Raw genomic sequence first — 23,978 nt, 5'->3', positions numbered from 1 at the left:
ATCGCGGGAAAACTTCCGGCAGACTAATTTCTAGGCCGGAGATTTTCCAGTAGCCTTCGACCGGCTGATCAACCGCACCACACGAGGAGGGGCCGTGACCCAGACCCAACCGGTGGAGACCATCCCCGCAGCCCGCCCCATCCCGACCGTGGTGCCCACCACCGGCCAGCCCTACGAATACCGGCGCGCACCACTCGTCGAACCCGACTGGACCCGCTTCCCCGGCTGGCGCCACGTCACCCGGGAACAGTGGGAATCCGCCCAGTGGCAACGCGTCAACTGCGTCAAGAACATCAAGCAGCTCCGCACCGTCCTCGGCGACCTCGTCGACGAAGCCTTCTACGCCGACCTCGAAGCCGACCAGAAGGCCCTGGCCACCATGTCGATGCTGGTGCCACCCCAGATGCTCAACACCATGGTGCCGTTCGCCCCCATGACCACCGAGGCGCTCCTCGCCGACCCGGTACGGCGCTACATGATCCCCGTCGCCTCCGACCGGCGCAGCGACTGGCCCTCACACCCCTACGCCAGCCGCGACTCCCTCCACGAACACGACATGTGGGTCGCCGAAGGCCTCACCCACCGCTACCCCACCAAAGTCCTCGCCGAGCTGCTCTCCACCTGCCCGCAGTACTGCGGCCACTGCACCCGGATGGACCTCGTCGGCAACTCCACCCCCGCCGTCGACAAGCTCAAACTCACCCTCAAGCCCGTCGACCGCTACGACGCCCACATCGCCTACCTCAAGGCCCACCCCGGCGTCCGCGACGTCGTCGTCTCCGGCGGCGACGTCGCCAACGTGCCCTGGCGCAACCTCGAGAACTACCTGATGCGGCTGCTCGAGATCGAAACCATCCGCGACATCCGGCTCGCCACCAAGGCCCTCATGGGCCTACCGCAGCACTGGCTCCAGCCCGACGTCGTCGAAGGCCTCGAACGGGTCGCCCGCACCGCCGCCCGCCGCGGCGTCAACCTCGCCATCCACACCCACGTCAACCACGCCCAGTCGCTCACCCCACTGGTCGCCCGCGCCGCCCAGACCGCCCTCGACGTCGGCGTACGCGACGTCCGCAACCAGGGCGTCCTCATGCGCGGCGTCAACGCCACCAGCCGCGACCTGCTCGACCTCTGCTTCGCACTCCAGGGCGAAGCGGGCATCCTGCCGTACTACTTCTACATGTGCGACATGATCCCCAACGCCGAGCACTGGCGCGTCCCGGTCTGGCACGCCCAGCAGCTCCAGCACGACATCATGGGCTACCTGCCCGGCTACGCCACCCCACGGATCGTCTGCGACGTCCCCTTCGTCGGCAAGCGCTGGGTGCACATGCTCACCGAGTACGACCGCGAGCGCGGCATCTCCTACTGGACCAAGAACTACCGCACCTCGATCGAGTCCGCCGACCTCGAAGCCCTCGACCGTCGCTACGCCTACTACGACCCGATCGACACCCTGCCCACGGCCGGCCAGGCCTGGTGGACCGAACACCGCGACGACTGACGACGCCCACCCGTCACCCCCGCCACGGGGGTGACGGGAAACCGGCCGACACCCGCCACCCGCGACCGGCCGACTACCCTGCACCCACATGACCCCCGCGCGGCGCGACACCGACCCGGAAACCGCCGACCGCGCCACCCCCGTCGAGGTCTTCTTCGACCTGGTCTTCGTGCTCACCATCACCCAGCTCGTCGCCCTGCTCGAGGAACACCTCAACTGGATCGGGCTGGCCCGCGTCATCCTGATCTTCGGCCTGCTCTGGTACCTCTACTCCGGCTACGCCTGGCTCACCAACCACGTGCCGCCCCGCACCGCGACCCGCAAACTTCTGATCTTCGCCGGCATGGCCGGATTCCTGCTCACCGCCGTCGCCATCCCCGACGCCTTCACCGGCAGCGGCCTGCTCTTCGGAATCGGCTACCTGATCGTCGTCACCGTCCACCTCGGCCTGTTCAGCCAGAGCACCGCCCGCGCAGCCGTCCGGCGCCTCGCCCCGTACAACCTCGGCGCCGCACTGCTGATCCTCGCCGCCGGCCTGGTCACCGGACCCGCCGTACCCGCCCTCTGGGCCGCCGCCGTCTTCACCCAGACCGCCCTGCCGTACCTGCTACCCGGCCACTCCTGGCTGAGCGCGGCCGCCAGCTTCCACATCCGTGCCCCGCACTTCGTCGAACGGCACAGCCTGCTCGTCATCGTCACGTTCGGCGAAACCGTGGTCGCCATCGGCATGGGCGCGCCCCGCGACCACCTCGGTCTCGGCACCGCCCTCGCCGTCGTGATGGCCCTCGCCCTGCCCGCCGCCCTCTGGTGGACCTACTTCACCGACACCGGGCCGAACGAAGCCGCTCTCCACGCCGCGGACCACGGCACCCGCAGCCGGTTCGCCGCCCGCGTCTTCATCGTCGCGCACTTCGTGCTGCTGCTCGGCGTCATCGCCGCCGCCACCGGCCTGCACGCCGTCGTCAGCCACCCCGGCGACGCCAGCGGCTGGGCCAACTCCTTCGCCCTCTCCGGCGGCGTCGCCCTGTTCCTGCTCGCCATCGCCGACGCCCGCCGGGTCCTCGGCACCGGACGGCGCCCCGGCCGACTGATCACCACCGCCCTGGTGCTCGCCACCATTCCGCTCGGCGCCGTCGTCGGCGCCGCGCTGCACCTCGCCGTGGTGATCGTCCTCCTGACCGGGATGCTGCTGATCGACGGTCACCCCCGCGTGCGCCCGGTCAGCGTGGCGCGTACATGATCACCGCGACTCCGAAGAGGCAGATGACGGCGCCGGTGACGTCCCACCGGTCCGGGCGGAAGCCGTCCACCAGCACCCCCCAGACGAGCGACCCGGCCACGAACACGCCACCGTACGCGGCGAGGATCCGGCCGAAGTGCGCGTCGGGCTGGAACGTCGCCACGAAACCGTAGATCCCGAGCGCGACCACACCGGCGGCGACGAACCACAACCCGCGATGTTCGCGCCACCCCTGCCAGACGAGCCACGCCCCGCCGATCTCGGCGAGCGCGGCCAGGGCGAAGAGCAGCAACGAACGCAGCACGGTCACGCCCCGAGGGTAGTGCGACGGCCTGCGGCGAATACGCGGCGGCGGCCCAGGGATCACCCCTGGGCCGCCGCCGCGCACTGCGTCACCGGAAGGCGTCGCGTGCGTTCTTGCCGGCCTCCTTGGCGCCCTGACCGGCCTGCTTGACCCGCGCCTCGCTCTGCTGCGTGGCGCCCTCCGCCCGCATGCTCTCGTTGTCGGTCATATCGCCGATCCGCTCCTTCGCGGCACCGGTCATCTGCTCCATCTTGTTCTTGGCCTTGTCGGTGAAGCTCATCTCGCCTCCTTGCTCAGTTGCGGCGGTCGCCTCGTGCGTGCCCGGTGCGGCTTGGCGCAAACGAGGTGTGCCGGCACACCTCGCGTACGGCATCCTAGGAAGATAGTTTTATGGGTCGGTCGAGGGCTCGGTCGCGACCGACCGGGATAAACGACTGTCCCCGGAAGCCCCGGTGCGGCGATCATGGGCCGGAAGCGGACCCGACACCGATGAGGAACCGATGCCCGTACCACCCGACCCGACGATCGTCCATCCGATGCCGGAACAGCCGCGGGTGGTGCTCCTCAGGCCGCTGGTGACGTCCCCGCTGATCGAGGTCGGGGAGTACTCCTACTACGACGACCCGGACGATCCGACCGCGTTCGAGACCCGCAACGTGCTCTACCACTACGGGCCGGAGAAGCTGGTCATCGGCAGATTCTGCGCGCTGGGGACGGGCGTCCGGTTCATCATGAACGGCGCCAACCACCGGATGGACGGCCCCTCGACCTTCCCCTTCCCCACCATGGGCGGCTCCTGGTCCGAACACTTCGACCTGCTCACCGGCCTGCCCAACCGGGGAGACACCGTCGTCGGCAACGACGTGTGGTTCGGCTACGGCGCGACGGTCATGCCCGGGGTACGGATCGGAGACGGCGCGATCATCGGCGCCGGCGCCGTGGTCACCCGCGACGTGCCCGACTACGGCATCGTCGGCGGCAACCCGGCCCGCCTCCTGCGCACCCGCTTCGACGAGCCGGACATCGCCCGGTTGCTGGCGGTCGCCTGGTGGAACTGGCCCGCGGAGCACATCACCGCGCACGTCCGCACCGTCATGTCGGGCAGCGTAAGCGACCTGGAGGCCGCCGCCCGGGAGGTGCCGCGCGAGTGACGCGGAGGCGGGGCGCCCCCACCCGACCGGCGCCCCGCGAACCTCCGCTCACCAGGGCAGCGGGCCGGCGGCGTCGAAGTAGCCCCCGGTCGGGCCGTCCCGCTCCACCTGGGCCATCCTGACGATGATCTCGACGCCCTCCTCGACGGTCTGCGTGCCCGTCCGGCCGTTCAGGTCCGTCGCGGTGAAGCCCGGCTCCACCGCGTTGATCCGCATCTCGGGAAAGGCCTTCGCGTACTGAACCGTCACCACGTTGACCGCCGCCTTCGACGCCGGATAGGCCACCCCGGGATAGCCGTACGCCGGCGCGGCCGGGTCGGCCAACCGGCTCACCGACGCCAGCCCGCTGCTCACGTTCACCACCACCGGGTCGGTGGAACGTCGCAGCAGCGGCAGGAACGCGTGGGTGACCCGGACCAGTCCGAAGACGTTCGTCTCGAACATCGTCCGCATCTCCTCGCCGGTCACCTCCGCGGCGGTCACCACCCCGTTGTCCGGTTTACGCGCCTCGATGCCGGCGTTGTTGACCAGCACGTCCAGGCCCCCCGCCGCCTCGACGGTCCGTACCGCCGCCGCGACCGACGCGTCGTCGGTGACGTCGAGCAGCACGAACCGGGCGCCCAGGCGCTCGGCCGCGGCCCGGCCGCGATCCGCGTCCCGGCTGCCGACCCAGACGGTGTGCCCCGCGGCGAGCAGCCGCCGAGCGGTCTCGAAGCCGAGACCCTTGTTCGCTCCAGTGATCAGTGTCGTCGTCATGCCCGCAACGGTGCGCCGGGACCGCGCGGCCGGCCAGGCACCCGGTTTTCCTGGGAACGCCAGGGCCACCCTGGGCACCGGCCGGCGGGGCAGACTGGGGGCATGACCACGGCGGAGTTCGGGCGGGCGGTGCGCCGCTGGCGCGACCGGGTGCCACCCGAGGCCGCGGGGCTGCCCGCCGGCCGAGCCCGGCGCGCGGCCGGGCTGCGCCGCGAGGAGCTGGCGCTGCTCGCCGGCATCTCCGTCGACTACCTCACCCGCCTCGAACAGGGCCGGGCCTCCCACCCCTCGGCGCAGGTCGTCGCCGCCCTGGCCCGGGCGCTGCGGCTCACCGACCCGGAGCGCGCGCACCTGCACCGGCTGGCCGGGCTGGCGCAGCCGGGCCCGGAGACGATGCCCACCACGATCAACCCCAGCGTGCAGCGGCTGCTCGACCGGCTGGCCGGCATTCCGGTCGCGGTCCACGACGCCGCCTGGACGCTGCTGGTGGCGAATCCGCCGTACGCGGCGCTGATGGGCGACCCGTCGGGCTGGCAGGGCGACGAACGCAACGGCGTGTGGCGGCACTTCCTCGGCCCCGGCTCCCGGGTCCGGCTCAACACACAGGAGCGGCGCGGGCTCGAGGCCGCCCTCGTCGCCGACCTGCGCGTCGCCGCCGGGCGCTACCCGGCCGATCCGCGCCTGCGCCGGCTGATCGGGCAGCTGCGGGCCGGCAGCGCCCGGTTCGCCGAGCTGTGGGACGCCGGCGCCGTCGGCCGGCACGAGGCCGCCCGCAAGACCGTCGAGCATCCCCGGGTCGGCGCGCTGACCCTGGACTGCGATGTGCTCACCGTCGCCGGCAGCGACCTGCGGATCATGGTCTACACCGCCGCGCCCGGCACCGAGGACGCCGAACGACTCGCCCTGCTCACCGTCCTCGGCACCCAGTCCGTGGCCGGCTAGTCCCCGCCCACCAGCCGCGCCCGGCCCTCCCCCGGCTCGTGGTTGACTGGGCGTATGGGAGAGCTCCTGCTGATCCGGCACGGCGAGACGACCTGGAGCGCCAGCCGCCGGCACACCTCGTACACCGACCTGGAGCTCACCGCCGACGGAGAGCGGCAGGCCCGCACCCTCGCCGCGTTCCTCGCCGGTCGGCGCTTCGCGAGGGTGCTGGCGAGCCCCCGGGTCCGGGCGCTGCGCACCGCCCAACTCGCCGGTCTCACCGTCGACGCGGTCGACGAGGACCTCGCCGAGTGGAACTACGGCGACTACGAGGGACGCACCACCGTCGACATCCACGAGGACGACCCTCACTGGAACATCTGGACCGACGGTTGCCCGGGCGGCGAGACCCCCGGGCAGGTCGGCGAGCGGCTGGACCGGATCCTCGACCGGGTCGCTCCCCTGCTGGACCAGGGCACCGTCGCGCTGGTCGGGCACGCGCACAGCCTGCGCGTGCTCGGCGCCCGCTGGATCGGCCTACCGCCGTCCGCCGGTGGGCTCCTGCGGCTGGACACCGCCACGGTGAGCGTGCTCGGTCACGAGCACGGGCGGCGGGTCATCCTGCGCTGGAATCAGCCCGCTCCTCCGGCGCCCGGGACCGCGCCCGACTCGACGGTCCCGCGCTGATCTTCGGCGGCCGGTTCTCGTACGGGGTGGAGAGCACCACCGTCGTCCGGGTGGTGACGTTCGCCGCGGTACGGATCTCCTGCAGCAGCCGTTCCAGGTCCGCGGGGCCGGCCACCCGCACCAGCAGCATGTAGAAGTCCTCGCCCGCCACCGAGTAGCACGAGTCGATCTCGGGCAGGTGCGCCAACCGCTCCGGCGCGTCGTCCGGCTGCGACGGGTCGAACGGCCGGATCGCCACGAACGCGGTGAGCGGCAGCTCCAGCGCCTCGAAGGCGACCCGCGCCGCGTACCCCTTGATGACGCCCCGCTGTTCCAGCCGGCGCACCCGCTGGTGCACTGCGGACACCGACAGGCCCACCTTCTCGGCCAGATCCGTGTACGAAAGCCGGCCGTCAGCGGTCAGCGCGGCGATGATGGCGCGGTCGGTCTCCTCCACGGCGTGCAAACTACCGGGAAAAACGTCCGACGGCGACGAGGCGACGCCGGCCGGCGCGCGGTGATCGACACAACGCGCCGGCCCGGGCACACCGGGTCGCCTCAGCCCCTCGCCAGCGCCCGCGAGATGACCAGCCGCTGGATCTGGTTGGTGCCCTCGACGATCTGGAGCACCTTCGCCTCCCGCATGTACCGCTCCACCGGGTGGTCGACGACGTAGCCCGCCCCGCCGAGCACCTGCACCGCGTCGGTGGTCACCCGCATCGCCACGTCGGAAGCGAAGAGCTTCGCCTTGGCCGCCTCCACCGCGTACGGCCGCCCGGCGTCGCGCAGCCGCGCGGCCGCCAGCAGCAGGGCGCGGGCCGCGGAGACCTGGGTCGCGTGCTCGGCCAGCATGAACCCGAGCCCCTGGAAGTCGATGACGGCCCGGCCGAACTGCTGCCGCTGCTTGGCGTACCCGACCGCGTAGTCCAGCGCCGCCTGGGCCAACCCCACCGCGCAGGCGGCGATGCCGAGCCGTCCCGAGTCCAGTGCGGACATCGCGATGGTGAAGCCCGCCCCCTCCCCGCCGACCAGCCGCTCGGCCGGCACCCGGGCGCCGTCGAAGGCGATCTGGGCCACGGGTGAGGAGTGCAGACCCATGGTGCGCTCGGGGGCCTGCGGTTGGATGCCGGGGGTGTTCCGGTCGGCGACGAGGCAGGAGATGCCCGCCGTGCCCGGCCCGCCGGTGCGGCAGAAGATGTTGTAGAAGTCCGCCGACCGGGCGTGGGTGATCCACGCCTTGGTGCCGGTCACGACGTACGCGTCGCCGTCGCGCACCGCCTTCGTGGTGAGCGACGCGGCGTCCGAACCGCCCTGCGGCTCGGTGAGGCAGTACGCGCCGAGCAGTTCGCCGCCGATCATGTCGGGCAGCAGTTTGCGCTGCTCCGCCGTGCCGAACTGGGCCACCGGGTAGCAGGAGAGGGTGTGCACGCTGACCGCCTCGGCGACCGCGAGCCAGCGGCTGGCGAGGATCTCCAGCACCTGCACGTAGACCTCGTACGGCTGGGCGGCCCCGCCGTACTCCTCCGGGTAGGGCAGGCCGAGCAGCCCGGCCCGGCCCAGGGTGCGCAGCACCTCGCGGGGGAACTCGCCGCGCTCCTCGTACCCGGTGACCTTGGGCGCGAGCTCCCGGTCGGCGATCTCGGTGGCGAGGTCCAGCAGGTCGCGGGCCTCGTCGCTGGGGAGGATCCGGTCGACAGTCATAGCGCGATGAGCTCCGTGGGGGTGGTGTTGAGCCGCTGCACGCCGTCCGTCGTGCAGACCACGATGTCCTCGATCCGGGCGCCGTGCCGCCCCGCGAGGTAGATGCCGGGTTCGATCGAGAACGCCATGCCGGGTTCCAGCTCTCGGGGGTTGCCGGCCACCACGTACGGCTCCTCGTGGCCGTCGAGGCCGATGCCGTGCCCGGTGCGGTGCAGGAACGCCGGGCCGAAGCCGGCGCCGGTGATGACGTCGCGGGCCGCCGCGTCGACCGCCTCGGCGCTCGTTCCGGGGCGGACCGCCGCGACCGCGGCGCGCTGCGCCTCCCACAGCACGGCGTAGTAGTCGGTGAACTCGGCCGGCGCCGGGCCGCCGGTGACGTAGGTGCGGGTGCAGTCGGAGCGGTAGCCCGACCCCATGGTGCCGCCGATGTCCACCACGACCGGCTCGCCGGCGCCGATCGGCCGGTCGGAGGTGTCGTGGTGCGGGCTCGCGCCGTTGGGACCGGCGGCGACGATGACGAAGTCGACGGTGACGTGGCCGGCCTCCCGGATCGCGGCCGCGATGTCGGCGGCCACCTCCGTCTCGGTGCGCCCGGGGCGCAGCCACTCGCCCATTCGGCGGTGCACGGCGTCGATCGCCGCGCCGGCCTCGGCGAGCGCCGTCACCTCGGCCGGCGACTTGCGGATGCGCAGGTCGCGCAGCACCTCTCCGGCGAGGCGCTGCTGCGCGCCGGGCAGCGCCGTGCGCAGGGCGAGGACCTGTTCGGCCCACATCCGGTCGGCGAGCCCGACCGCGGTCACCGGCCGGCCGAGGGCCGCGGCGACCAGCGGGTAGGGGTCGGTGCCGTCGCTGTGGTCGACGATGCGGACCCCGGTGGCCGGGGCGGGGGACGCCTCGGCGGCGGGTCGTTCCAGGGCGGGGACGATGAGGGTTGGCGCTCCCTCGGCGGGCAGCACGAGGCAGGTCAGGCGCTCGCCGGCCCGCGCGTGGTAGCCGGTCAGGTAGCGCAGGTCGGCTCCGGGGGTGAGCAGGAGCGCGTCGAGTCCGGCCGCGGCGGTGGCGCGGCGCGCGGCGACCAGCCGTTCCGGCGGGTACAGGTCGTCGATTTCCACGGCGTCAGCTTAACGGTCGTTCGGGGGTCGACCTAGCCGACGGGCACGCCGGCAAGCGCTTCCCCATTCATTGAAAGACATCATTGACTCAGACAGTTAACACTCTTTAAGATTTGGCTGCCTCGAGGAAGCGCCCCTGTCCAACCCGTACCCCCCGGTAGCTGACCGGGGAGCACGCCCGCAACCCGTCCACGGGAAGGCCCTCGATGTCCACGACACGACCCCGCCGCTCGGCCCTCGCGGCCGGCCTGCTCGCGCTCGCCACGGTCGGCGCGACCCTCGCCCTCTCCCCCGCCACCGCCGAGGCGGCGGTGCTGCCGAACAACTTCAAGAGCGTCGGCTACATGCCGTCCTGGAGCGGCAACGTCACCAGCGTCCAGTACAGCAAGCTCACCCACATCAACTACGCCTTCGTGCTGCCGAACAACAACGGCACCCTGCGGGCGGTGGAGAACCCGAGCAAGCTCTCCCAGCTGGTGTCGCTCAGCCACGCCAACAACGTGAAGGTGTCGATCGCGATCGGCGGCTGGAACGACGGCGACGACTCCGCTTTCGAGGCGCTCGCCGCGAACTCCGGCAGCCGCACCACCTTCGTCAACAGCGTGGTCAGCTTCGTCAACCAGTACAACCTGGACGGCGTCGACATGGACTGGGAGTACCCGGACCCGGGCGCCTCCGCCAACAACTACAGCCTGCTGATGCAGCAGCTCAGCAACGCGCTGCGGCCCCAGGGCAAGCTGCTCACCGCCGCCGTCGTCTCCGAGGGCTACTACGTCCAGGGCGTCCCGACGGCCGTCTTCGGCTACGTCGACTGGCTCAACATCATGGCGTACGACGGCGGCAGCCCGCACGCCAACTACGACTGGTCGATCAACAGCCTGAACGGCTGGAAGGCGCGCGGCCTGCCGGCCGGCAAGGCGGTGCTCGGCGTGCCCTTCTACAGCCGACCCGGCTACTACACCTACACCGCGCTGGTGGGCATGGACCCGGCCAACGCCAACCGGGACTGCACCACGGTCAGCGGCGTCCAGCAGTGCTACAACGGCGTGCCGACGGTCAAGCGGAAGACCCAGTGGGCGATGGCCAACGCCGGCGGAATGATGAACTGGGAGCTGTCGCAGGACCGCAACGACTCGACCTCCCTGGTGAGCGCGATCTACGACACCGTCATGGGCGGTGGCGGCAACCCGCCGCCGACCGGCCGCACCGGCCAGATCACCGGAATCGGCGGCAAGTGCGTCGACGTGGCCGCGGCCAACCCCGCCAACGGCACGGCGGTCCAGCTCTACGGGTGCAACGGCAGCAACGCCCAGCGCTGGACGGTGGGCAGCGACGGCACCCTGCGCGCGCTGGGCAAGTGCGCCGACGTCACCAGCGCCGGCACGACGAACGGCACCAAGATCCAGCTGTGGGACTGCAACGGCAGCGGCGCCCAGGTCTGGCAGGCCCAGTCCAACGGCACGGTGCGCAACCCGCAGTCGAACAAGTGCCTCGACGCGACCGACAACAGCTCCGCCGACGGCACCCGGCTGCAGATCTGGGACTGCTTCGCCGGCGCCAACCAGCGGTGGGTCCTGCCCTGATCCGCGCCGCGCGAGCGGCTCAGGCCGGCCGGCTCCGGTGGACGAGGTCGAGCATCTCGTCCACCGAGCCGGCCGGGTCCGTCACCGGGAACTGAACGGCACGGACCACGGCGGCCGCGTCGACGAGCAGCGTCAGCCGCTTCAGCCGCGCGACGCCGCCGGCCCGGAAGGTCGGCAGTAGCAGCCCCGCGGCCAGGCGACCGTCCTGGTCGGACAGGAGCGGGAACGGCAGCCGGGTGTACGCGACGAAATCGGCGAGCTGGTCCGGGCGCTGGGTGCTGACGCCGCGCACCTGCGCTCCGGCGGCCCGGAAGTCCGCGTACCGGTCGGCGTAGGTCGTCGACTCGACGGTGCAGCCCCGGGCACCCGGGATCTCCCCCCAGCCCGGCGGATAGCCACCCGCGGCGCCCGGCGCGTACGCCCCCGGAAAGAAGTAGAGCACCGTCCACTCACCGGCGGCGGCCGGCGCCACCGGCAGCCCGTCCGGTCCGGACAGTCTCACCTCGGGCAGCCGCCGACCGACCAGATCGTGCGCCCGCCGCGCCTCGGCCGAGCCGGCCTCGGCCGTCGCGGTCAGCTCCCCGTCGCCCATCACGTGCCGCGTGCCCCAGTCCTGCAACGCGAGCAGCACCGGCAGCAGCGCCTCCCCCTTGCGGGTCAGCAGGTAGTCGTAGCGGGGCGGGTGCTGCGAGTACGGCCGGCGCTCCAGCACCCCGTGCTCGACCAGCGCGCCGAGCCGCTCGGTCAGCGCTCGCCGACTCACGCCGAGCTCCCGCTGGAGCGCGTCGAAGCGGGTGGTCCCGCCAGCGACGTCGCGCACGATGAGGAACGTCCACCAGTCCTCCAGGACGCCGAGCGCCTGCGCTATGCCGCAGTCCGCGTCCGCGAGGTCGGCCCGTCGCACATCCCACCTCCGCTGCTCAGATCCGCCTCGACCATACTCCGTTTCAAACTGGAACCATCCGGGTCGAGGCCGGCCGATCAGACGGCCGGGACCTCCCCGGGATCCCGGCGATCCGAGCAGATTCGGCCGGCCGGCGCCGCATCCCCGTTCCGGGCCTACGCCGGCCGCACCGTCGATAGCCTGAGGCGAGGTGCCCGCCCGGGCGCCGGGACCGGAAGGACCGACGGTGACAGGCAACGTGCCCGGTCGTCACGCCGTACGTCGGCGACGGCAGCTCTGGAGCGGCGTGCTCGCGCTGATCGGCCTGGTGCTCCTGATCATCGGGCTGACCATCGCGGACGGCGTGGCCGCCTGGGTCGAGGTCATCGTGGCGGTCGTGCTGCTGGTCGTGGCCTACCTGGTCCAGGCGGTCGCCCGCCGGGACACCGTCTACCGCCGCGACGACGGGCGCTGACCGCCGCGACCGGCGCGGCGCTGTCGTTCGTCACAGGCCTGTGCCAGGCTGTCCGGCGTGGCACACCGACCCCCGATCCTGCTGATCGACTCCGCGAGCCTCTACTTCCGGGCCTACTTCGGCGTCCCCGAGTCCGCGGCCCGAGCCGAGGACGGCACCCCGGTCAACGCCGTACGCGGCTTCCTCGACATGCTCGCGACGCTGATCCGCACCCGCCGGCCCGACCGGATGGTCTGCGCCCTCGACCACGACTGGCGCCCCGACTGGCGGGTGGCGCTGCTGCCGTCGTACAAGGCGCACCGGCTGGCGCCCGAGGGCGGCGAGGTGGTGCCGGACACACTCACCCCGCAGGTGCCGGTGATCCTCGACGTGCTCGCCGCGATCGGCATCACGACCGTGGGCGCGGCCGGCTACGAGGCCGACGACGTGCTCGGCACCCTCTCGGTCACCCAGCCGGCCCCGGTCGAGGTCGTCTCCGGCGACCGGGACCTGTTCCAGCTCGTCGACGACGCCCGGCCCGTACGGCTGCTCTACATCGGGCGCGGCGTGGCCAAGCTGGAGGACTGCGACGACGCCGCCGTCCAGGCCCGCTACGGGGTGCCCGCCGCGCGTTACGCCGACTTCGCCGCGCTGCGCGGCGACCCCAGCGACGGCCTGCCGGGGGTGCCCGGCGTAGGCGAGAAGACCGCCGCCCGGCTGCTCGAACGCCACGGCGACCTCCCCGGCATCCTCACCGCGCTCGACGACCCCCGCTCCGGGTTCGCGCCCGGCCTGCGGACGAAGCTCGACGCGGCCCGGGACTACCTGGCGGTGGCCCCGAAGGTGGTCCGGGTGGCGCTCGACGTGCCGCTGCCCGAACTGCCCACTGCGCTGCCGAGCGCGCCCGCCGACCCGGACGGCCTGCTGGAGCTGGCCCGCCGGTGGAACCTCGCCGGCTCCACCCGGCGTCTCGTGGACGCGCTCGCCGACCGCGCCTGAGCCCGCCCTGACCGGCCCGGCCCCCGCCGCGAGGTGGGTCGGGCCGGTCAGGCGGCGTGGTAGGCCAGCACGCCTCGGTTGATCGCGGCGATCGCCTGCCGGGCGGTCGAGCGCAGCTCGACCGACGCGCCACCGGAGTCCTTGAGCTGGCCGAGCAGGTCGACCACCTGCCGTGCCCAGCGGACGAAGTCACCGGCCGGCATCTCGCCGTCGAACTCGTGCCCGCTGGCGAGCACCTTGGCGAGCGCCTCCCCGCGCGCCCACCGGTAGATCGGCCAGGCGAAGCCGAGGTCCGGTTCCCGGGTCACCGACAGGCCCCGCCCCGACTCGTCGGCCTCGATGTCGCCCCACAGCTTCAACGTCTCGTCCACCGCGTCCACGACCGGGCCGCGTGGCAGCGACGCCCGCTCGTCCACGTCGCGGCGCGCCTCGAACACCACCACGGAGACCGCGGCGGCCAGCTCGGCCGGGGAGAGCCCGTCCCACACGCCCCGCCGCAGGCACTCGGCGACCAGCAGGTCCGCTTCGCTCCAGATCCGGCCGAGGGTACGGCCCGCGTCCGTGACCTCGCCCGTGCTGCCCAGGTAGCCGCGGGCGGTGAGCAGGGCGACGATCCGGTCGAAGGTACGGGCGAGGGAGCCGGTGCGCCCGGCCACCCGCTGCCGCAGCTCCTCGGTGTCCCGTTCCAGCCGGCGGCGCCGCTCCGCCCAACGGGCGTGCTCCTCCCGCTCCGGGCAGGCATGGCAGGGGTGCCGGCGCAGCTCGGTGCGGAGCTGACTGAGTCGGTGGTCATCGCCGACCGGCTGCCGGGACCGGCCGCCCCGGCGGCCGCCGTGCCGGTCGAGCCCGGTGGCGGCCACGGCCGCCGCCAGGTCCCGTCGGGCTCCCGGCGAGCGGTGGTTGAAGTTCTTCGGCACCCGGACCCGGGCGAGCACCTCGGCCGGGGTGGTGAAGTCCCCGGGACCGACGCGACCCGCCCAGCGGTCCTGGGTGAGCACCAGCGGGCGGGGCTCGCCGAACCCGCCGGCCGCCGGGTCCAGCACCACCGCCAAGCCGGCACGGCGGCCGGAGGGCACCCGGATCACGTCGCCGACCCGCAGCCGCTCCAGCGAGGTGACCGCGGCCGCCTTGCGCTGGCTCTGCCCCTGCCGGGCGAGCGCCCGCTCCCGGTCGCCGATCGCCACCCGCAGGGCGAAGTACTCGTCGAAGTCGCCGTGGTGGCAGGCGGCCTCCACGCCGTACGCCTCGATGGTCTCGGTGTTGCGCTGCACCTGCCGGGCCAGGCCGACCACCGACCGGTCGGCCTGGAACTGGGCGAACGAGGACTCCAGCAGGGCCCGGGCGGGCTCGGCGCCGACCGAGCCGACCAGGTTGACGGCCATGTTGTAGGAGGGCCGGAAGCTGGAGCGCAGCGGGTACGTGCGGGTGGAGGCGAGGCCCGCCACGTGACGCGGATCGGTCTCCGGGGACCAGACCACCACCGCGTGCCCCTCGACGTCGATGCCCCGGCGACCGGCCCGCCCGGTGAGCTGCGTGTACTCGCCGGGGGTCAGGTCGACGTGCGCCTCTCCGTTGTACTTGACCAGCCGCTCGAGCACGACACAGCGGGCCGGCATGTTGATGCCCAGCGCGAGGGTCTCGGTGGCGAAGACCGCCTTCACCAGACCCCGGACGAAGAGCTCCTCGACGACCTCCTTGAACGCCGGCAGCATTCCGGCGTGGTGCGCGGCGAGGCCGCGTTCGAGGCCGTCGAGCCACTCCCAGTAGCCGAGCACGGAGAGGTCCTCGCCGGGGATGGCGGTCACCCGCGACTCGACGACCTCGCGGATCTCCGCCCGCTCCTCGGGCGTGGTGAGCCGCAGGCCGGCGGCGAGGCACTGCTGCACGGCCGCGTCGCACCCGGCCCGGCTGAAGATGAAGAGGATCGCCGGCAGCAGGCCCTCCCGGTCGAGCCGGTCGACGATGTCCGGGCGCATCGGCCCGCGCCAGCGCGGCCCGCGCCGCCCACCACCCGGGCCGGCGCTGCGCCCCTCACCCAGCTCCAGGCGGCGCGCCGTCTCGCGCGTGTAGCGCAGCAGCTCCGGATGCACGTCGTGCTTGCGGGCGGCGTCGGCGTCGTGGAACAGGTCGAACATCCGCTTGCCGACCAGCATGTGCTGCCACAGCGGCACCGGCCGGTGTTCGCTGACCACCACGGAGGTCTCGCCGCGCACGGTGACCAGCCAGTCCGCGAACTCCTCGGCGTTGGAGACGGTCGCCGACAGGGAGACGAGGGTGACCGAGGCGGGCAGATGGATGATCACCTCTTCCCAGACGCCGCCGCGGAACCGGTCGGCCAGGTAGTGCACCTCGTCCATCACCACGTAGGCGAGCCCGTCGAGGGTGCTCGAACCGGCGTAGAGCATGTTGCGCAGCACCTCGGTGGTCATCACCACCACCGGCGCGTCCCCGTTGATCGCGTTGTCACCGGTGAGCAGACCGACCTGCTCGGCGCCGTAGCGGGCCACCAGGTCGTGGTACTTCTGGTTCGACAACGCCTTGATCGGAGTGGTGTAGAAGCACTTGCGGCGCGGACCCTGCTCGCCGTCGGACGCCGACGTGCCGCCGCGCAGCGCCAGGTGCACGGCGAACTCGCCGACCACGGTCTTGCCGGCGCCGGTCGGCGCGCAGACCAGGACGCCGCTGCCCCGCTCCAACGACTGGCACGCCTCGCGCTGGAAGTCGTCGAGATCGAACCCCAGGTCAAGGGCGAACTCGTCCAACGCGGGGAACATGGAGGACTGCGCGGCCCGGCGGCGCGCCGCGGCGTACCGCTCGGCGGGACTCGACATGACATCAAGATTAATGCGTGCCGGGAGGCGCCACCGGACAAGGCCGACCGGATGGGCCGTCGGAGGCGGTCGGTAGGGTGCACTCGTGCCGGAGCAACCCGAACCGTCCCAGACTCCCCCCGCGGGCGGCGCCGATGCGGTCGCCCCCCGAACCCGGCCGTCGCGCCGACCAGTGAAAGCGGTGCTCTTCGACTTCCACGGCACGCTCGCCCAGGTGGAGGAGCCCCTGGACTGGGTGGTCAAGGCCGCGGCGGCCTGCGGGGCCACCCTGGACCGGGTCAAGGCCACGATCCTGGCGGACCGGCTGCTCACCGCGGGTCGCGCCGGTGGACCGCTGCCCGCCCGGGTGCCGCCCCGGCTGGCCGAGCACTGGGCCACGCGGGACCTCTACCCGCACGCCCACCGGGCGGCCTACACCGGCCTCGCCGAGACCGTGGACGCCGGCATCGAAGGGCTCGCCGAGGCGCTCTACGAGCGGCTGCTGGCCGCCGAGGGCTGGGTTCCCTACCCCGACACCGCCCCGACCATCGCCGCGCTGCGCGAGGCGGGAATCCGGGTGGCCGTGGTGAGCAACATCGGCTTCGACCTGCGCGCGCACTTCGACGCGTGGCAGCTCACCGAGCTGGTCGACGCGTTCGTGCTCTCGTACGAGGTGGGGCGCTGCAAGCCCGACCCCGGCATCTTCCTGCGCGCCTGCGGCATGCTCGGTGTCGACCCGGAGGAGACGTTGATGGTCGGGGACAGCCCGGCCGACGCGGGCGCCGCCGCGGCCGGCTGCGCCGTGCTGGTGCTGCCGGCTGCCGACCCGGGCCGGGAGAACGGGCTCGGCGCGGTGCTCGACATCGCCCTGCCGGCCTGACCCCGCCCGGGCCGCGCGCGCCCGGCCGCGACCGCCGTCCCCGGCGGGCGGGGAGCCCACCAGCACGCGGCGGCGTACGCCGGAACGAGGGCTGGCTCACCTCCGCGGAGGCGGCGTCCGCCCAGCTCAGGGGTGGCCCCTAGCGTCACGGGCATGACCGAGACGCTGATCGCCGACCGGCTGGCGCCGGGGGCGCCACCGGCGCGCCGCACGAGCGCGGGCGCGGTCGGTCTGGTGCTCGGCGGGGCGTTGTCGGTGCAGTTCGGCTCCGCGGTGGCGTCGACGATCTTCCCCCGTACCGGGGTGGCCGGCGCGGTGACCCTCCGGCTGGCCATCTCCGCCGTGCTGCTGCTCGTCGTCTGCCGGCCGCGGCTGCGAGGCCACGAACGGGCCGACTGGATCGTGGCCGGGACGTTCGGGCTGACCCTCGCGGCGATGAACTCGATCTTCTACCAGGCAATCGAGCGGATCCCGCTCGGCCCGGCCGTGACCCTGGAGGTGCTCGGCCCGCTGGCGCTCTCCGTCTTCACCGCCCGCCGGGCGGCGAGCTGGGCGTGCGCCGGGTTGGGCCTGGCCGGGGTGGCTCTGCTCGGCCAGGGCGGCTTCGCCCGGCTCGACCCGCTCGGCGCCGCCCTCGCCCTGGTCGCGGGTGCGACCTGGGCGGCGTACATCGTGCTCAGCGCCCGGGTCGGGGCCCGCTTCCGGGGCGCCGACGGGCTGGCCGTGGCGCTCGTCGTCGCCGCCGTGCTGACCCTGCCGGCGGGGCTGGCGACCGCCGGGCGGGTGCTGCTGGACCCGTCGGTCCTGGCGCTCGGGGTCGTGCTCGCCGCGCTCGCCTCGGGACTGCCGTACACCCTCGAACTGGTCGCGCTGCGGCGGCTGCCCACCGCCACCTTCGCGGTGCTCATGAGCCTCGGTCCGGCAGTCGCCGCGCTCGCCGGCTACCTGGTGCTCGGGCAGCGGCTGACCGCGCTGGAGGTGGTGGCGATCGGCCTGGTCATCGCGGCGAGCATCGGTGCGGTACGGGTCAACGCAGCAACCGCAGCGCACCCGGCACGGCGGTGACGGTCACCGGCAGCTCCAGCGCCCGCTCGCCGTCGGCGTACGTCGTGATGCCCTCCGCGGCCAGCTCCACCGTGCGTACCCGGTGGCTGCTCACCAGCGGGTGCCGCAGGTGGGTGCCCTGGTAGATGCTCGGCTTGACGCGGATCAGGGTGCGCCGGTCGAGCCGGCCGCCGACGACCACGTCGAGCAGTCCGTCGGTCGGGTCGGCGTCGGGGCAGATCCGCATTCCGCCCCCGTAGCTCGGGCAGTTGCCCACGGCGACCAGCACCGCGTCCAGCTCGTACGGCACACCGTCGAGGCGCAGCTTGTAGCGACGCGGACGGAGCCGGGCCAGCTCGACCATGATCGCGAGATCGTACCGGCGGCCGCCGCGCGGCCACCGCATCCGGTTGGCCCGCTCGTTGACGATCGCGTCGAAGCCCGCGGCGAGCACCGCCCCGTACCAGCGTGGCGGGCCGGTGGGGCCGGTCAGGCGGGCCAGGTCCACCGGGCGGGTACGACCGGCGCGCAGCGCCTCGGCGATCACCTCGGCGGCGGCGAGCGGGTCGGTCGGGAAGCCGGTGTCGCCGGCGAAGTCGTTGCCGGTGCCCGCCGGGACCGGCCCGAACGGGATCGACGTCCCGGCCACGGCCTGCAACGCCCGGTGCACCGTGCCGTCGCCGCCGACGGCCACCAGCGCGGCCACTCCCCCGGCCACGGCGGTGCGGCACACCGTCTCGGCCTGGTCGGCGCTCTGCGCCTCCAGCAGCCGCACCTGCCGGCCGGCGCCGGCCAGCCTGGAGATCACCGGTGTGAGCAGGCCGCGGTGCCGACCCCGGCCGGCTGTCGGGTTCACGAGCACCGCGACCGGGCCTTCGGGATCGACGGAGGGGTGATCGGCCGCGGTCATGGCGAGCAACCTACCGGTACGGCGAACGCCGCCCTAGCTGGGCGGCGTTCGTCGTATCCGAGCTGTGCCACGGGCGGCTGAACCCGTGCGGAACACCGGTCAGGTCATGTCGTCGTAGCGGCGTTCGATCGGCGTCGGAGCGGTGATCGGCTCCGGCGCGTCGATCGGATCGCTCGCCTCGACCCGCGCCCCGGCCTCGACCGGCTCCGGGGTCGTGTCCAGCGGCGACACCTCGTCGTCGCCGACCCCGGCGTAGATCTCCTTGCCCCGCCCGCGACGCTTGTCGTTGATGAACGCGACGCCCACCGCGACGAAGTAGAGCAGGGAGAGCGACGCCGCCAGCAGCGTCATCCCGAACGGCCCCGGGTCGGGCGTGGCCACCGCCGCGAACGCGAACGACACGAAGATGACCACCCGCCACCAGCTCAGCAGCCGGCGGGCGCTCGCCACCCCGGTGAAGTTGAGCATCAGCAGGATGAGCGGGAACTCGAACGCCACGCCGAACAGCAAGATCATGTTCGTGACGAAGGAGATGTAGCGGGTGACCTCCAACTGGGTGTCGGTGCCCGTCACACCCGCTTCCAGCAGGAACGCGAGGCCCTTGTCCACCACCAGGTAGGCGAGGACCGCGCCGGCGGCGAAGAGCGGCGCCGCGATGGCGACGAAGACGTACGCCCACTTGCGCTCGTGCCGGTGCAGGCCGGGCGCGATGAACGCCCAGAGCTGGAAGAGCCAGACCGGCGCCCCGATGATCAGGCCGATCCAGAGCGCCAGCTTCAGCTTCAGGATGAAGCCGTCGGCCGGCGAGAGCAGCAGGAAGTTCTGGCACTTGCCGAAGGCGTCGATCGCGCCCGGCAGGCTGCAGTACGGCTCCTTCAGCAGGTTGAACGCCGGTTGCGCCAGGAAGAAGCCGACGAGCAGACCCGCCACGATGCCGAGCGAGGCACGGAAGAGCCGGTTACGTAGTTCCCGGACGTGCTCGATGAGGGTCATCGAGCCGTCGGAGGCCCGTTCGAAATTGCTCGGAGCGCGCTTGCGCAACGCGAAGGCCGCCACGGTCTTCGGGCCCCTCGATCAGTTGTCGCGGACGCGCTGCACCGGGTCGACGACCGGCTGCTGCTGCGGCGAAGCCTGGTAAGGGGCCTGCTGCGGCTGGGCGGCCTGCGGCGGCAGCGTCTGGTAGCCGGACTGCGCGTCGGCCTTCTCGGCCAGGTCGCGGTCGTCGTCGTGCAGGCTCTTGGTCTCCGCCTTGATGATCCGCAGCGAACGGCCGAGCGAGCGGGCCGCGTCGGGGAGCCGCTTCGCGCCGAAGAGCAGGATCAGCACGACCACGAGTACGGCGATGTGCCACGGCTTGAGGGCACCCATGGGAAGCTCCAGTCGCTTGTGAGACAGCAGGGGTGTAACGCAGCCATCGTACGTGCGTATCGGCCCGTTGCCACCCGCCGGGGCGGGGGTGGTTCGTCCCGGCGGGTGAAGTCTTGACCAACCCAGGACGTCTCGTCAACAGCCGGTGAGAGATCCGTTCCGGCACCGCGCCGGATCGTGTGCGGGTCGGCGGAGACGCGGTGACCTGCGAACCGGCCTCAACCGTGCCGCTTCGCCTTGACGAGCTCGATCCGCCGCTGGACGACGGTGAGCTGCCGCTGCAGCGCCTCGGACCGCTCCTGGAGCGTCTGGGCGGCCCCGGCGAGTTCGAGGGCTTCGTCCTGCCGCCGCTGCAGCTTCACGGCGGCCCGGCGCAGCCCGGGCAGGCGCGCGAGCACCCCTCGCACGGCCGCCGCGAGCAGGACGAGGGTGGCCAGCACCACCGCGAGCACGATCCACCACAGCACGGCGGTCAGCCTACCGGGAGCCCGCGGCCAGCGCCGGGTCGGCGGCGGTCGGCGCCGGGGCGCGTCGGGCGTCCGGCGCCGGCTGGGCGTACGCGTCGAGCGCGGCGCTCGCCGCGTCCCGTACCTGCTCGGCCAGCTCGGCCGGCGCGACCACTGTCACGTCCGGGCCGAGGCCGAGCACGAATCGGCGCGCCCAGCCCAGGTCGGTGACCCGCAGCGACACCAGCCAGTGGTCGGCGTCCCCGGCCCGGACCTCCTCGCACGGGTAGTACTCGGTGATCCACCGTTCGCCGCGACCGACCCGCAACGTGATCAGTGGCAGGTCCGGAGAGGGCCGGAACGCCCCGTCGCTGAGATCGTGCGGGCGGGCCTGCGGCGGCACCACCGCCGACTCGTCCAGCTCGGTGACCGCGTCGATCCGGTCGGCCCGGAACAACCGGACCGCCTCCGCCCGGCGGCACCACGCCTCCACGTACGCCCGGCCGCTGACCATCAGCATGCGCAGCGGATCGATGACCCGCTCGGTGGTCTCGTCCCGGGCCGCCGTGTAGTAGGTGATCCGCAGCGCCCGGCCGCCCTCGACGGCCCCGCGCAGCGCCTCCACGCGCCCGACGTCCGCCGGCAGCCGCACCTCCACGGGAGCGCCGACCAGGTCACCGGCCGCATTCTCGATCTTGGCGAGGGCGCGCTCCACCGCCTCCCGGTTGGCCACCCCGGGCGTCTCGGCGAGCATCCGCAGCGCCACCACCAGGGCGAGCGCCTCGTCCGGGGTGAGACGCAGCGGCCGGTCGATGCCGGCGTCGTAGGTGATGGTCACCCGATCACCGTCGAAGGCCATGTCGATCAGGTCACCCGGCCCGTAACCGGGCAGCCCGCAGACCCAGAGCAGCTCCAGGTCCTCGCGCAGCTGCCGTTCGGTGACGGCCAGGTCCCCGGCGGCCTCGGCGATCTCGATGCCGGGGCGGGCCAGCAGGTAGGGCACGAGGTTGAGCAGTCGCGCCAACCGGTCGGCGGAGGTACGGGAGCCGCCCTTGGCGGTGGGACGGGTCATCTGCTGCCTCCGGCGGTCGCCAGGTCGTCGTGCCGGGACGCGATCTCCTTCAGCCGCTGGATCACGGCCTCACGCACCTCCGGCGGGTCGAGCACGCGCACGTCCGGGCCGTAGCCGACGAGGTGGCGGGCGAGCGACTCCGGGTCGGCGTACGGCAGGACCAGCCGGTCCCCGTCCGGCCCGGCGACGACCTCCACCGCCCAGCGGCGCAGCCCGGCGGCCCGGCCCGGCGCGGCGAGGACGGTCGCCCGCCCGGTCCGCTCCACCGGCCCGGACCAGCGGGCGACATGACTGATCAGGTCGACCCCCGCCGGCGGCTCGTACGCGCTCGGGTCACCGGTGACCCGCACCGCGCCGACCACCCGGGAGAGCCGGAAGCACCTGGTCGCCTCCCGGTCCAGGTCGTGGCCGACGACGTACCAGCGGCCGCGCCAGCAGACCACGCCCCAGGGCTGGAGGCGGCGCCGGGTCGGCGCGTCCTGGTCGGGCACCCGGTAGTCGAAGCCGACCTCCCGGCGGTCCCGGGCGGCGGCGGTCAGCGGGGCGAAGGCCGGGTCCACGGTGACCATCGGCTCCAGGCCGAGGGTGGCCTGCGGGTCGACGTCCACCCCGGCGGCACGCAGCTTCGCCAGCCCCGAGGAGGCCGCGGCCGCCAGCCCGGCGTGCTGCCAGAGCCGCGCGGCGATCCCCACGGCGGCCGCCTCGTCGGGTTCGAGGGGAATGTCGGGCAGAGCGTACTCACGGCGGGCGATGCGGTAACCCGGCTCGGAGTCGAAGACGCTCGCGGTGCCGGTCTCCAGCGGGACGCCCAGCTCGCGCAGCTCGGCCTTGTCCCGCTCGAACTTGCGCTGGAACGCCTCGTGGTCACGGGCGTCGTCCGGATCGTGTTCGTAGCCGGGCACGGTCGCGGCGATCTGCGCGGCGGTCAGGAACCGGCGCGTGGAGAGTAGACAGATCACCAGGTTGACCAGGCGTTCGGTGCGGGTACGGGACACGCATAGACGCTAGCAGTCGACCCGACGCGGGCGCGCACCCACGCGGGCGCGGCGTGTGGTGGGCAACCACACCGTGGGTGCGGCTCCCGTCCGGCGGTCGACCGGCCGGGGCCATAGTGTTTTGCCATGGCACAACCGGAAGCCAAGAGCGAGAGCGTCGGCACCGTGATCATCGCCGGTGCGGCGAACCTCGCCATCGCGGCAGCGAAGCTGGTCGCGGGCCTGATCTCCGGCTCCGCGGCCATGCTCTCCGAAGCCGCCCACTCGGTCGCCGACACCACCACCGAGCTGCTGCTGTTCATGGCCCTGCGCCGAGGTGCCCGGCCGGCGGACGCCCGGCACCCGTTCGGCTACGGCAAGGAGAGCTACATCTGGGCCTTCTTCGCGGCCCTGTTCACCTTCGTCGCCGGCGCCGGCTTCGCGATCACGCACGGGATCACCACGATCCTCGTGCACGAACACAGCGGCGACTTCCTGGTCTCGTACGTCGTGCTCGCGGTCTCCTTCGTCATCGAGGCGATCTCGCTGGGCCGGGCGGTACGCCAGGTGCGCCGCGAGGCCCGCAGGTGGGGCACCACCGGGCGCCGCTACCTGCGCCTGACCGCCGACACCACGGTCAAGGCGGTCGTCCTCGAGGACAGCGCCGCGCTCATCGGCCTGATCCTGGCCGGGTGCGGCGTCGCGCTCTCCGAACTCACCGGCGACGAGCTGTGGGACGGGATCGCCTCGGTGCTGATCGGCGTGCTGTTGCTGGTGGTGGCCGCCACGCTGGCGTACAGCAACCTGTCGCTGCTGGTCGGGCGGGCGGTGCCGGAACGCCTGCAGGGCGAGATCGAGCGCTCCCTGGCCGGGCTGCCCGAGGTGACCCGGGTCGGCACGCTCTTCACCATGCAGCTCGGCCCGGAGGACATCCTCGTCGCCGCCAAGGTCGACTTCCGGGACGAGGCCACCGGCGCGGACATCGAGGCCGCCGCCGACGAGGCGGAACGGCGGCTGCGGGAGCGCTACCCGGAGGTCCGGTACCTCTTCCTCGACCCGACCCGGTCGATGCCCGGCGGCGCCCGGGCGGCCCGGGAACCGGAACCCCCGATCGAGGACGGCCCGGTCGACCCCGGCCTGCGCTGACCCGGCCCGGACAGACACACCGCCGGACGGCGGACACGATCCGCACCTGGACCCGGT

The 23,978-nt window shown here is 73.1% G+C and carries 25 protein-coding genes; 11 read left to right on the top strand and 14 right to left on the bottom strand.

All coding sequences use genetic code 11. The features are described 5' to 3' along the window. Positions 1-94 precede the first annotated feature (94 nt). Both D7147_RS24315 and D7147_RS24310 read left to right on the top strand, forming a co-directional pair. Complete coding sequence (locus D7147_RS24315) at positions 95-1,501, top strand: KamA family radical SAM protein (RefSeq protein WP_120681546.1); 1,407 nt, start codon at positions 95-97, stop codon at positions 1,499-1,501. An 88-nt stretch (positions 1,502-1,589) separates the two neighbouring features. Next, positions 1,590-2,741: a low temperature requirement protein A gene (locus D7147_RS24310; RefSeq protein WP_120681544.1), complete on the top strand. Its 1,152-nt coding sequence runs from the start codon at positions 1,590-1,592 to the stop codon at positions 2,739-2,741. Here the strand turns inward: D7147_RS24310 and D7147_RS24305 are convergent. Next, on the bottom strand, positions 2,722-3,051 hold the full coding sequence (locus D7147_RS24305; RefSeq protein ID WP_120681542.1) for a YnfA family protein: 330 nt from the start codon (positions 3,049-3,051) through the stop codon (positions 2,722-2,724). The two genes, D7147_RS24310 and D7147_RS24305, sit on opposite strands and share 20 nt — an antisense overlap. Before the next feature lie 82 nt (positions 3,052-3,133). Beyond that, on the bottom strand, positions 3,134-3,325 hold the full coding sequence (locus tag D7147_RS24300) for a CsbD family protein (protein ID WP_120681540.1): 192 nt from the start codon (positions 3,323-3,325) through the stop codon (positions 3,134-3,136). A 256-nt stretch (positions 3,326-3,581) separates the two neighbouring features. On the opposite strand from D7147_RS24300, the gene D7147_RS24295 reads away from it, so the two are divergent. Continuing rightward, on the top strand, positions 3,582-4,196 hold the full coding sequence (locus D7147_RS24295) for a CatB-related O-acetyltransferase (protein WP_199716427.1): 615 nt from the start codon (positions 3,582-3,584) through the stop codon (positions 4,194-4,196). A gap of 48 nt (positions 4,197-4,244) precedes the next feature. Here D7147_RS24295 and D7147_RS24290 read toward each other — a convergent pair whose 3' ends face one another. Further along, positions 4,245-4,952, bottom strand: coding sequence for an SDR family NAD(P)-dependent oxidoreductase (locus D7147_RS24290; RefSeq protein ID WP_120681536.1), 708 nt, complete (start codon positions 4,950-4,952; stop codon positions 4,245-4,247). Between the two features lie 102 nt (positions 4,953-5,054). On the opposite strand from D7147_RS24290, the gene D7147_RS24285 reads away from it, so the two are divergent. Beyond that, the gene (locus tag D7147_RS24285) at positions 5,055-5,894 is read left to right on the top strand and encodes a helix-turn-helix transcriptional regulator (RefSeq protein WP_120681534.1); all 840 of its coding nucleotides are present in this window, start codon (positions 5,055-5,057) and stop codon (positions 5,892-5,894) included. Positions 5,895-5,948: 54 nt separating this feature from the next. Next, complete coding sequence (locus tag D7147_RS24280; protein ID WP_120681532.1) at positions 5,949-6,560, top strand: histidine phosphatase family protein; 612 nt, start codon at positions 5,949-5,951, stop codon at positions 6,558-6,560. Here the strand turns inward: D7147_RS24280 and D7147_RS24275 are convergent. From D7147_RS24275 to D7147_RS24265, 3 genes are all read right to left on the bottom strand, one after another. Next, a complete protein-coding gene (locus tag D7147_RS24275) occupies positions 6,490-6,996 on the bottom strand; it encodes an Lrp/AsnC family transcriptional regulator (protein ID WP_120681530.1) in 507 nt (168 codons plus the stop codon). The genes D7147_RS24280 and D7147_RS24275 overlap by 71 nt on opposite strands. A 101-nt stretch (positions 6,997-7,097) precedes the next feature. Further along, positions 7,098-8,240 carry an acyl-CoA dehydrogenase family protein gene (locus D7147_RS24270; protein WP_120681528.1) on the bottom strand — a complete coding sequence of 381 codons (1,143 nt, stop codon included), beginning with the start codon at positions 8,238-8,240 and terminating at the stop codon, positions 7,098-7,100. Further along, positions 8,237-9,352: a M24 family metallopeptidase gene (locus tag D7147_RS24265; RefSeq protein ID WP_120681526.1), complete on the bottom strand. Its 1,116-nt coding sequence runs from the start codon at positions 9,350-9,352 to the stop codon at positions 8,237-8,239. The genes D7147_RS24270 and D7147_RS24265 overlap by 4 nt, the downstream gene beginning before the upstream one ends. A gap of 206 nt (positions 9,353-9,558) precedes the next feature. On the opposite strand from D7147_RS24265, the gene D7147_RS24260 reads away from it, so the two are divergent. Beyond that, the gene (locus D7147_RS24260) at positions 9,559-10,935 is read left to right on the top strand and encodes a glycosyl hydrolase family 18 protein (protein WP_120681524.1); all 1,377 of its coding nucleotides are present in this window, start codon (positions 9,559-9,561) and stop codon (positions 10,933-10,935) included. A 19-nt stretch (positions 10,936-10,954) separates the two neighbouring features. Here the strand turns inward: D7147_RS24260 and D7147_RS24255 are convergent, their stop codons facing one another. After that, positions 10,955-11,839 (bottom strand): winged helix-turn-helix transcriptional regulator, encoded by an 885-nt coding sequence (locus D7147_RS24255; RefSeq protein WP_120681522.1) that lies wholly within the window; start codon positions 11,837-11,839, stop codon positions 10,955-10,957. 226 nt (positions 11,840-12,065) lie between these two features. Here D7147_RS24255 and D7147_RS24250 point away from each other — a divergent pair, with 226 nt between their 5' ends. Further along, positions 12,066-12,293, top strand: a complete 228-nt coding sequence (locus D7147_RS24250; RefSeq protein WP_120681520.1) for a hypothetical protein — start codon at positions 12,066-12,068, stop codon at positions 12,291-12,293. 57 nt (positions 12,294-12,350) lie between these two features. Next, on the top strand, positions 12,351-13,271 hold the full coding sequence (locus D7147_RS24245; protein ID WP_120681519.1) for a 5'-3' exonuclease: 921 nt from the start codon (positions 12,351-12,353) through the stop codon (positions 13,269-13,271). 47 nt (positions 13,272-13,318) lie between these two features. Here the strand turns inward: D7147_RS24245 and D7147_RS24240 are convergent, their stop codons facing one another. Continuing rightward, entirely contained in the window at positions 13,319-16,102 is a 2,784-nt protein-coding gene (locus D7147_RS24240) for a DEAD/DEAH box helicase (RefSeq protein WP_120681517.1), read from the bottom strand. An 85-nt stretch (positions 16,103-16,187) separates the two neighbouring features. Here D7147_RS24240 and D7147_RS24235 point away from each other — a divergent pair, with 85 nt between their 5' ends. Together D7147_RS24235 and D7147_RS24230 are read left to right on the top strand one after the other, a co-directional pair. Then, positions 16,188-16,961 carry an HAD family hydrolase gene (locus tag D7147_RS24235; RefSeq protein WP_120681515.1) on the top strand — a complete coding sequence of 258 codons (774 nt, stop codon included), beginning with the start codon at positions 16,188-16,190 and terminating at the stop codon, positions 16,959-16,961. Positions 16,962-17,114: 153 nt separating this feature from the next. Continuing rightward, positions 17,115-18,026, top strand: a complete 912-nt coding sequence (locus D7147_RS24230; protein ID WP_120681513.1) for an EamA family transporter — start codon at positions 17,115-17,117, stop codon at positions 18,024-18,026. Here D7147_RS24230 and D7147_RS24225 read toward each other — a convergent pair. The 6 genes from D7147_RS24225 to D7147_RS24200 form a co-directional block, all read right to left on the bottom strand. After that, complete coding sequence (locus tag D7147_RS24225) at positions 17,989-18,915, bottom strand: diacylglycerol kinase (RefSeq protein WP_120681511.1); 927 nt, start codon at positions 18,913-18,915, stop codon at positions 17,989-17,991. The genes D7147_RS24230 and D7147_RS24225 overlap by 38 nt on opposite strands. Before the next feature lie 99 nt (positions 18,916-19,014). Then, positions 19,015-19,908, bottom strand: a complete 894-nt coding sequence (gene tatC / locus D7147_RS24220) for a twin-arginine translocase subunit TatC (RefSeq protein WP_120681643.1) — start codon at positions 19,906-19,908, stop codon at positions 19,015-19,017. Between the two features lie 81 nt (positions 19,909-19,989). Continuing rightward, the gene (tatA, locus tag D7147_RS24215; RefSeq protein WP_120681509.1) at positions 19,990-20,283 is read right to left on the bottom strand and encodes a Sec-independent protein translocase subunit TatA; all 294 of its coding nucleotides are present in this window, start codon (positions 20,281-20,283) and stop codon (positions 19,990-19,992) included. Between the two features lie 218 nt (positions 20,284-20,501). Next, a complete protein-coding gene (locus tag D7147_RS24210) occupies positions 20,502-20,750 on the bottom strand; it encodes a hypothetical protein (protein WP_120681507.1) in 249 nt (82 codons plus the stop codon). Positions 20,751-20,760: 10 nt separating this feature from the next. Beyond that, positions 20,761-21,801 carry a helix-turn-helix transcriptional regulator gene (locus D7147_RS24205; protein WP_120681505.1) on the bottom strand — a complete coding sequence of 347 codons (1,041 nt, stop codon included), beginning with the start codon at positions 21,799-21,801 and terminating at the stop codon, positions 20,761-20,763. Next, positions 21,798-22,796 (bottom strand): helix-turn-helix transcriptional regulator, encoded by a 999-nt coding sequence (locus D7147_RS24200; protein ID WP_120681503.1) that lies wholly within the window; start codon positions 22,794-22,796, stop codon positions 21,798-21,800. Before D7147_RS24200 ends, D7147_RS24205 begins: the two co-directional genes overlap by 4 nt. A gap of 126 nt (positions 22,797-22,922) precedes the next feature. Between D7147_RS24200 and D7147_RS24195 the strand changes: the two genes are divergently transcribed. Then, a complete protein-coding gene (locus tag D7147_RS24195) occupies positions 22,923-23,921 on the top strand; it encodes a cation diffusion facilitator family transporter (RefSeq protein ID WP_120681501.1) in 999 nt (332 codons plus the stop codon). The last annotated feature ends 57 nt before the right edge of the window (positions 23,922-23,978 follow it).

Origin of the sequence: Micromonospora musae (assembly GCF_003626545.1) — a bacterium.
Taxonomy (GTDB): domain Bacteria; phylum Actinomycetota; class Actinomycetes; order Mycobacteriales; family Micromonosporaceae; genus Micromonospora; species Micromonospora musae.
The sequence above is the reverse complement of the archived record's forward strand: the minus strand, read 5'-3'. Positions and strand labels throughout refer to the sequence as shown.

What these genes read in the sequence shown, in the direction of transcription:
- D7147_RS24205 (WP_120681505.1), bottom strand. Translation starts at nt 21,801, where the DNA reads ATGACCCGTCCCACCGCCAAGGGCGGCTCCCGTACCTCCGCCGACCGG.
- D7147_RS24195 (WP_120681501.1), top strand. Translation starts at nt 22,923, where the DNA reads ATGGCACAACCGGAAGCCAAGAGCGAGAGCGTCGGCACCGTGATCATC.
- D7147_RS24240 (WP_120681517.1), bottom strand. Translation starts at nt 16,102, where the DNA reads ATGTCGAGTCCCGCCGAGCGGTACGCCGCGGCGCGCCGCCGGGCCGCG.
- D7147_RS24270 (WP_120681528.1), bottom strand. Translation starts at nt 8,240, where the DNA reads ATGACTGTCGACCGGATCCTCCCCAGCGACGAGGCCCGCGACCTGCTG.
- D7147_RS24280 (WP_120681532.1), top strand. Translation starts at nt 5,949, where the DNA reads ATGGGAGAGCTCCTGCTGATCCGGCACGGCGAGACGACCTGGAGCGCC.
- D7147_RS24310 (WP_120681544.1), top strand. Translation starts at nt 1,590, where the DNA reads ATGACCCCCGCGCGGCGCGACACCGACCCGGAAACCGCCGACCGCGCC.
- D7147_RS24295 (WP_199716427.1), top strand. Translation starts at nt 3,582, where the DNA reads ATGCCGGAACAGCCGCGGGTGGTGCTCCTCAGGCCGCTGGTGACGTCC.
- D7147_RS24225 (WP_120681511.1), bottom strand. Translation starts at nt 18,915, where the DNA reads ATGACCGCGGCCGATCACCCCTCCGTCGATCCCGAAGGCCCGGTCGCG.
- tatA (WP_120681509.1), bottom strand. Translation starts at nt 20,283, where the DNA reads ATGGGTGCCCTCAAGCCGTGGCACATCGCCGTACTCGTGGTCGTGCTG.
- tatC (WP_120681643.1), bottom strand. Translation starts at nt 19,908, where the DNA reads ATGACCCTCATCGAGCACGTCCGGGAACTACGTAACCGGCTCTTCCGT.
- D7147_RS24260 (WP_120681524.1), top strand. Translation starts at nt 9,559, where the DNA reads ATGTCCACGACACGACCCCGCCGCTCGGCCCTCGCGGCCGGCCTGCTC.
- D7147_RS24230 (WP_120681513.1), top strand. Translation starts at nt 17,115, where the DNA reads ATGACCGAGACGCTGATCGCCGACCGGCTGGCGCCGGGGGCGCCACCG.
- D7147_RS24290 (WP_120681536.1), bottom strand. Translation starts at nt 4,952, where the DNA reads ATGACGACGACACTGATCACTGGAGCGAACAAGGGTCTCGGCTTCGAG.
- D7147_RS24285 (WP_120681534.1), top strand. Translation starts at nt 5,055, where the DNA reads ATGACCACGGCGGAGTTCGGGCGGGCGGTGCGCCGCTGGCGCGACCGG.
- D7147_RS24300 (WP_120681540.1), bottom strand. Translation starts at nt 3,325, where the DNA reads ATGAGCTTCACCGACAAGGCCAAGAACAAGATGGAGCAGATGACCGGT.